Consider the following 7,923-nt stretch of genomic DNA (forward strand, 5'->3'; position numbering starts at 1 on the left):
GGCCCGCCCCCACCTTCACCTCGCCCACCTTCTCCCCACGCGCGGTCTCCACCACCGCGAGCACCCCGGTGTCCGCGTCCACCACGTACAGGAAGGCATCATCCCGGCTGAGCGCCACCGAGCCCGACGCGTTGCTCCACCCGCCACCCGTCGACGAGTCCTCGCAAGCCATCAGCCCGAGCGCCGCCACCACACCGGCCAGAACGTGCCGTCTCATGAAGTGTCCTCCTCGCGGTTCCCGACGAGAATGCCGCCCACTGCTCTCATCGCTGGGAAATGCCGCGCCGTGTCGTGGAGGGGAAATGGCGCCCGGCCCTGGTCGCTCGCCGCCCCCACGAGCCGGCCATGCTTGCATCAGAAGGCCGCCAAAGTCGATTCCTTCCCCTCCCTGGGTGCGGGTGGCGAACAGTCGAGCCCCTCCGCCCGGGCGAAACGCCACGAGCGTGTAGCGCCGGGTGGGAGTAAAGGAGAGGGGCGTGTCCCGCTCCCCCTCCGTCATCCTCAGCTTCCGACGCACCTTCGCGCTGCTCATCATCCTGGTGGTGCTGCCGTCCGCGGGCCTGTCCGGCTTCGGCGTGGTGGCCATCATCAATGAGCGCGCCGCGGTGGAGAAGCGCCTGGAGTCCGCGTGGCGGGGCACGCTGGAGTCACTGTCCCAGGAGCTGCCCAAGGAGCTGTCCGCCGCGAAGCTCGCGGAGGAAGGCGGCAGGCTCCAGTTGCTTGCGCCGGATGGACGCATCCTGTCGGAGCCCGACGGCACCTTCCAGCTCGAGGGAGGCCGCACCTTCACGGAGGACCCGCTGCTGATGGAGGCCCTGGGCGCGGTCATGCCAGAGGTCGGCTCGCTGCCCGAGGTACCCACCGTCTTCTCGCTGTCCGCCGGAGGCCGCTCCGTCGTCGTGGTGGCCGAGCGCAAGGGCGACATCGTGCGCGGCGTGCGCCTGTCCGTGCGCGCCCTGGAGCTGCTGCTGACGGAGCGCGTGGAGCCCCGCGCGGTGTCCAGCGAGCCGGTGCGCTTCGCGCTGATGCCCGTGCCCCGCGAGAGCAGCGAGGGCGGCGGATTGATGGGCAAGCTGGTGTCGGAGGTGGCGCAGGCTCGCGCCAGCGCGCTGGGGCCGCAAGTGCTGGCCGAGCGCGTGCTGTCACCTCCGCTTCAAGACTTCCGTCTGGTGGTGCTGCCCACCGGCGAGGACCCCGTCGCCCGGGCCTCCGCGCGCAACCGCGCCGTGTACGGCGTGCTGCTGGGGTTGTTCTACCTGACGCTGACGTTCGGAGTCGTCTACACGGGCCGCGTGCTCTACCGCGAGGCGCGGCTGTCGCGCATGAAGACGGACTTCGTGTCGCTGGTGAGCCACGAACTGCGCACGCCGCTCACCTCCATCCGCATGTTCATCGAGACGCTCGCCCTGGGGCGGCTGAAGGACCCGGCGCAGATGCAGGAGGTGCTCACCCTGCTGACGCGAGAGACGGAGCGGCTGTCCGTCTTCATCGAGCGGGTGCTGGACTGGTCCCGCATCGAAGGCGGTCGCAAGGTGTACCAGCGCGAGCCGATGCCCGTCATGGACGTGGTGGACACGGCGGTGGCGGCCTTCCGCGCGCAGCGCCTGGAGGGCGGCGTGGACCTGAAGGTCGACGTGTCCGAGGGGCTGCCGCGCGTGGACGTGGACAAGGAAGCCGTCGCGGGAGCGCTGCTCAACCTGCTCCAGAATGCCTACAAGTACAGCGGGCCAACGAACCGACGCATCGAGCTGAGCGCACGCCGCTCGGGCCGATGGGTGGACCTGGCGGTGGAGGACAACGGCGTGGGAATCGCTCCGAAGGAACGCAAGCGCATCTTCGAGCGCTTCTACCGGGTGGACAATCTGCTGACCCGGAAGACGGAGGGAAGTGGGCTGGGGCTGGCCATCGCCCGGCGTATCATCGAGGCTCACGGCGGACGCATCGCCGTGAAGAGCGAGCCCGGCCGCGGCAGCCGGTTCACCATCCACCTGCCGGTGCAGAAGGCATGAGCGAGACGACCCGCCGCATCCTGGTGGTGGAGGATGACCTGTCCATCCTCGCCGGCCTGTCCATGAACCTGCGCTTCGAGGGCTACGAGGTGCTCCAGGCCCAGGACGGGCGCACGGGGCTCCAGCGCGCGCTGGACGAGGCCCCGGACCTCGTCGTGCTCGACTTGATGCTGCCGGAGCTCAACGGCTTCGAGCTGCTCAAGGAGCTGCGCCAGCGCGGCCGGGACACCCCCGTCGTCGTGCTGTCCGCCAAGGGCATGGAGACGGACAAGATTCTGGGCCTCAACCTGGGCGCGGATGACTATGTGGTGAAGCCCTTCGGGCTCCAGGAGCTGCTGGCGCGAATCAAGGCCGTGCTGCGCCGGCGCTACCCGACGCTCGGGGCCGCGCCGCCGGTGACGTTCGGCGACGTCAGCGTGGACATGAACGCGCGCACGGTGGCCAAGGCCGGCACGCCGGTGGAGCTGACGGCGCAGGAGTTCAAGCTCCTGGCGCACTTCCTCGCGCACCCGGAGCGGACCTTCACCCGCGAGGAGCTGTTGTCCGGCGCGTGGGGCTACCACTACGAAGGCAGCGCGCGCACGGTGGACAACTTCATGCGCCAGCTGCGCCTCAAGTTCGAGCCGAACCCGGAGGAGCCCCGCCACTTCGTCACCGTGCGGGGCCTGGGCTACCGCTTCGAGAAGTGAGCACTCCGGCCCGTGCTCACGGGCCGGCGACGCCGATGTGGCGCGAGTCTTCCAGGTCGAAGGGCTTGCCGTCGAAGCGGCCGTAGCGCTCGCGCGGGATGAAGCCCGCGCCGGTGAGGGCCGCGTCCAGCTCCTCTGGCGAGAAGTGCCGCAGCTTGAGGCGGCGGATGGGGCTGGGCACGCCCGGCTGCTTGCGCTCGCGCAGGTGGAGGGCGAACAGGGGCCGGCGCGGCTCCAGGCCCGCGTTGGGCTCCTCGTCATCGCGCGGCAGCACCGGCTCGCGGGGCGTGTTGAGCACGTCGTACACGAAGGTGCCCCCCGGGGTGAGGTGGTGGCGCACCGTGGAGAGGAACGCCTCCAGGTCATCATTGCCAGGCATCAGCCCCAGCGCGTGCTGCGGGGCGAGCACCAGTGGGAAGTGTTCCTGAAGGCGGATGGAGCGCAGGTCCGCGACGAGGAAGCGGGCGCGGCTGGCGACCTCCGGAGGCTCCGAGGCGCGGCGCTCCTCGGCGGAGCGAATCATCACCTCCGAGGGGTCCACTCCCACGGCGGTGAAGCCATGCTCGGCCAATGCCCAGACCACCCGGCCGTTGGCGGCGCCCAATACCAACACGGGCGCACCGTGCTCGGTCGCCTGGCGTGTGTAGAACAGGAGGTCCGGCTCCTGCCCCACCAAGGACAACGGTGTGCGACCGCGTGCGTCGTTCCCACCCATTTCCGGAAGGCACTAGCACGAATGAGGGGGTCTTCGGGACAGCGACTTTCCCAGACTGGGGATTGTGCTTCCCACTGGCTGTCCGGGACCGGACGGAGTCCCGCTTGGAACGGCAGCCAACCCTGGCATCGGCCTTGCGATGCAGAGGCCCTGGAAGGCTGCCCATCCGGGGCGGCCCAGGTTTTCGTGGGGTGAGTTCGGATGACGCGGGGATGGCGCTGGGCAGGAGCGCTCGTCATGGCGGGCGCGATGTGGACCGTGGTGGGCTGCGGCTCCAGCAAGAGCGGCGACGATTCGGAGCAGGACAACCCGGGCATGGATGACCCGGGCCCTCCGCCTGGACGCCCGGGCCCTCCGGAGGAGATCCCCGACGCGGGGACGCCAGACTCGGGTACGCCCACGGAGCCTCCCGACTCGGGCACGCCCACGGAGACGCCGGACTCGGGGACTCCGACGGACGGCGGCACTCCCACGGACGGCGGGAGTCCGACGGACCCTCGCCAGGACGTGGAGATTCCGCCGCTGCCGACGCCCGCGGGCTGGCGCTTCTACGGCGCGGACCAGGGCGGCCCCGTCACCGTCTACGGCGTGACGGCCGACGAGGGCGGCAACGTCTGGGTGGCCGGCGGCGAGGAGGGCCTGTTCCTGCTCAAGCGCGGCGCGGAGAGGCTCGTGCGCTACGGCATGGAGAACGGCCTGCGCCCCTACGGCTTCATGGCGGATGGCAGCACGCCCCCGGGGGCCAAGTACCTGAAGGTCATCTCCGTGGCGGGCGGCAAGTCGGGCACCGTCTTCGTGGGCTACGAGGGCATGCCGGGCAAGGGCTTCGAGCACTGCGAGAACAACTGGGACGGGCCGAGCCCGGACCCGGCGCGCTACAAGAGCGGTGACGCGGACAAGGTGATGCTGAACTCGGACGGCACGCTGGACGTGGTGCACTACGACATCTTCTCCGGCCCCAACGTGGTGGCGGCCGAGCCCCGAGGGCGCGAGAAGATCTGCAACGTGCTGCGCATCCGCTACGACAAGCACGCGCTGGGCAACAACAAGGCGAGCGTGTGGTTCGGCGGCAACCACGGCTTCGCGCGCGGCAACGCGGAGTTCGACGGCGCGCCCATGTGCAACGGCCAGCTCAACTGCTCCGGCGTCTTCGAGCACGTGCACCCGCACATCAACGCGTACAACGCGCAGGGCGGCGTGATTCTGCTGACGGACGCCTACTACGGCGTCGCGGTGGACCCGAGCGGCGACGTCTGGTTCGGCGGCTCGGACCGCACCACGCGCTTCCGCTACGGCACCAACGGCGGCAACTTCTGGCGCTCGCAGACGGGTTCGGAGAACGACAGCAGCAACAAGCTGGACCTGTGGCCGGACGCCAAGCCCGAGTACTCGAAGCCCAATGAGCGCGTGCCTGACAACATCTCCGGCGCGGTGGTGGCGCGTGACGGCACGGCGTGGCTGAGCTCGTTCGGCAACGGCCTGGTGCACATCGACGCGAATGGCACCGTGCTGGGCCACATGGGCGCGGGCTCGGGGCTGGTGGACAAGCACCTGTCCGCCATCGGCCTGGACCCGTCCGACGGCAGCATCTGGGTGGGCGCGTCGTGGGGCGGTGGCCTGTCGCGACTCAAGGGCGGGAGCATCATCAACTACGGCCTGACGGACTTCGGCCGCAAGTACGGCATGTCCCGCATCAGCGACATCCAGGGAGATGCCTCGGGAGACGGCCGGCGGATGCTGGTGGGCTTCATGGGCTACCAGGACACCACCACGAAGAAGTGGGTGGCGGGCGCCATCGGGGTCTTCGAGGGCAACTAGCGCCCCCCGGGTCCATGGATTTGAACGCGGCGGCCGTCCTCACCTGGGGGCGGCCGCCGTCGTACGTCCAGGCCCGCGCTACTTCGCGGGCAGCACGCGGTGCTTCTCGAACAGGGCCTGCTGACGGCTGACGAGCGGCACCTGCCGTCCGGCCAGCCACATGCCCACGGGCCGCGACGCGGACTCCAGCGGGTCGCCGTTCCACAGCACCACGTCCGCCACCGCGCCGGGAGAAAGCTTCCCCACCGGCAGGCCGAACGCATCCGCCACGCTGGAGGTCATCGCGCGCAGCGCGTCCGTGTGCGGCAGGCCCCAGGCCACCGCGTTGCCCGCCTCCTGCGCCAGCGTGCGCACCATCGCGGGCTCGCCCAGCACGGAGAACAGCACCCTCACGCCCGCGCTGTTCAGGAGCGCCGCGGAGTCCAGCCGGCTGTTGAGCCGGTCGAAGTCCATGGGCAGGTTCTGCGTGGGCTGGAGAATCACCGGCACCTTCGCCGCGGCCAGCTCCGACGCCACCATCCACGCCTCGCTGCCTCCGGCGATGACGAGCTTGAGGTTGTACTCGCGCGAAAGCGCCAGCGCCGCCCGGATGTCCGACGCCTTCTGCGCCGTCACCACCACCGGCAACGTGCCCGCGAGCACCGGCTGGAGCGCCTCCAAATCCAGCCGGCTCGCCGCCACGTCCCGCATGCGCCGCTGCTCGAAGTCACCCTTGCGGCGGCCGTACTCACGCGCGTCGGAGAAGACCTCGCGCAGCCGCTCCAGCACCAGCGCGCGCGAGCCCGATACGGCATCCCGTCCGCCCATGCCCAGGTTGACGTGCATCGCCAGCGAGGCGCGGCGCACCGAGCCGTCCGTCGCCACGAAGGCGCTCTGCCCGGCCACCAGCCCTCCGTGCTGCACCGTCACCGCGCTGGTGACGCCGCCCAACCGCGTCACCGGGAACACCGCCGAGGCCGGATTGAAGCTGTCCGCCGACACCAGCGCCGCGCGCACGTCCCGCTTCGCCGCGTCTCCGCGCAGCCCGTCGTCCTGCGTCGACACCTCCGCGCCCACCTCCACCAACCCCAGCGAGGTGAGAGGGTCCACCAGGCCCGGCGTCAACAACCGCCCCTTGCCGTCCACCGTCCGGCAACCCGCGGGGAGCGCGCCGCCCTCGCCCTGCGAGCGCACGCTCGACACCTTGCCGCCCTCCAGCACCACCGTGGCGACCTTCACCCAGGCCGAGCCCGTGAAGGCCGTCACGCCCTGGAACACCGTGCAGGCTTCCTGCCCCTGCGGCACCAGCTCCGCGCACGCGCGCTCCTTCGAGACATCACAGCGCGCGACGAGGCCCAGGTCGGCCAGGGACGGCGTCGGCGCGGGAGCGGCCACCAGCTTCGCGGCGCTCGCCGCCAGCTCCCCCACCTCGAAGTCGCTCGCCTCCACCGCGCCCGCGCCCGCGTCGAACGTCACCACGCCATCCGCCCACACGCGCTGCGCCCTCGCATAGACGCTCAGCGGGTGGTTCTTCCACAGCACCACGTCCGCCATCTTCCCCGGCTCCAGCGAGCCAGTGACGCCCTCCACGCCCATCACCCACGCGGCGTTCAGCGTCACCCAGCGCAGCGCCTCTTCCTCGGGAATGGGGACGCCGGACTCCCTCGCCCGCCACATCGCCTTGCCGGCCTCCTGGTTCAGCCGCTGGATGCCAAAGCCCGAGTCCGAGTGGATGACGGCCTTGCCCCCCGCCTGCGACACCAGCCCGGCGTTCTCGGGGATTCCGTCCCATGCCTCCAGCTTGAAGCCCCACCAGTCCGCCCAGGTCGCGACGGCGACACCCTTCGCGGCCAGACTGTCGCGGACCTTGTAGGCCTCCAGCGCGTGGTGGAAGGCCCGAATCGAATAGCCGGCTTCCTCCGCCACCTGGAGCATCACCTCCATCTCGTCCGCGCGGTAGCAGTGGTTCTGCACCAGGATGTTGCCGCGCAGCACCTCCGCCAGCGTCTCCAGCTTCAAGTCGCGCAGCGGCGCGGGGCCCGCGTCGTCCGGCGCCTTCTCCTTCTTCTTCGCCCACTCCTCCAGCTTGGACATGTACTCGCGGGCCTGGGCGAACGCCTGCCGGTAGCCCGCCACGTTGGCCATGCGGGTGGACGGCGCCACGTTGCGGCCCTCGCCGTAGACGCGCCGGGGGTTCTCACCACACGCCATCTTCAGCGCGTCCCTCGCACCCGGGAAGCGGACTTCCGCCGCCGACCGTCCGAAGTGCAGCTTCACCGGGAAGCCCCGGCCACCAATCAGGTTGGCGCTACCTGGTAGCACCAGCAGCGCCGTGACTCCACCCGCCGCCGCGCGCCGCAGGCCCGGGTCCTGCGGCCAGAACGAGTGTTCGGCGGAGACCTCGGCCGTCACCGGCGCCGTGGCCTCGTTGCCATCGCCCGTGGAGAACGTCTCCGGCGTCGCGTAGACGCCCAGGTGGCTGTGGGCGTCGATGATGCCCGGGGTGACGTAGAGGCCGGTGCCATCCACCTCCTCCGCGCCCGGAGGTGTCGTCACCTCCGCGTTACGCCCCACCGCCGTCAGCTTGCCGTCCACCCAGGCCACCGCGCCATCCTCGATGGCCGGGCCGGTGGCGGGCATCACCGTGGCATGACGGACCACCACCGCGCGCGCCTGCTTCCAGACACGTGTCGGAGCGGGGGGCGCCAAAGAG

5 protein-coding genes and 1 pseudogene are annotated in these 7,923 nt (G+C 70.7%); 3 read left to right on the forward strand and 3 right to left on the reverse strand.

The window, feature by feature from the left end; translation table 11 throughout:
- Positions 1–217, reverse strand: a pseudogene (locus FJV41_RS46375) (c-type cytochrome); the annotation flags it as partial.
- 259 nt (positions 218–476) lie between these two features.
- Between FJV41_RS46375 and FJV41_RS46380 the strand changes: the two are divergent.
- Positions 477–2,009 (forward strand): sensor histidine kinase, encoded by a 1,533-nt coding sequence (locus tag FJV41_RS46380; protein WP_141649041.1) that lies wholly within the window; start codon positions 477–479, stop codon positions 2,007–2,009.
- Positions 2,006–2,698 carry a response regulator transcription factor gene (locus FJV41_RS46385; protein WP_141649042.1) on the forward strand — a complete coding sequence of 231 codons (693 nt, stop codon included), beginning with the start codon at positions 2,006–2,008 and terminating at the stop codon, positions 2,696–2,698. The genes FJV41_RS46380 and FJV41_RS46385 overlap by 4 nt, the downstream gene beginning before the upstream one ends.
- A gap of 16 nt (positions 2,699–2,714) precedes the next feature.
- Here the strand turns inward: FJV41_RS46385 and FJV41_RS46390 are convergent, their stop codons facing one another.
- Positions 2,715–3,371, reverse strand: coding sequence for a class I SAM-dependent methyltransferase (locus FJV41_RS46390; protein ID WP_246137849.1), 657 nt, complete (start codon positions 3,369–3,371; stop codon positions 2,715–2,717).
- Between the two features lie 279 nt (positions 3,372–3,650).
- Between FJV41_RS46390 and FJV41_RS46395 the strand changes: the two genes are divergently transcribed.
- Positions 3,651–5,231: a ligand-binding sensor domain-containing protein gene (locus FJV41_RS46395; protein WP_246137847.1), complete on the forward strand. Its 1,581-nt coding sequence runs from the start codon at positions 3,651–3,653 to the stop codon at positions 5,229–5,231.
- Positions 5,232–5,309: 78 nt separating this feature from the next.
- On the opposite strand, the gene FJV41_RS46400 is transcribed toward FJV41_RS46395, so the two are convergent.
- A partial coding sequence (locus FJV41_RS46400; protein ID WP_246137848.1) for an amidohydrolase family protein occupies positions 5,310–7,923 on the reverse strand: 2,614 nt, incomplete at its 5' end.

It is taken from the genome of Myxococcus llanfairpwllgwyngyllgogerychwyrndrobwllllantysiliogogogochensis (genome assembly GCF_006636215.1).
GTDB lineage: Bacteria > Myxococcota > Myxococcia > Myxococcales > Myxococcaceae > Myxococcus > Myxococcus llanfairpwllgwyngyllgogerychwyrndrobwllllantysiliogogogochensis.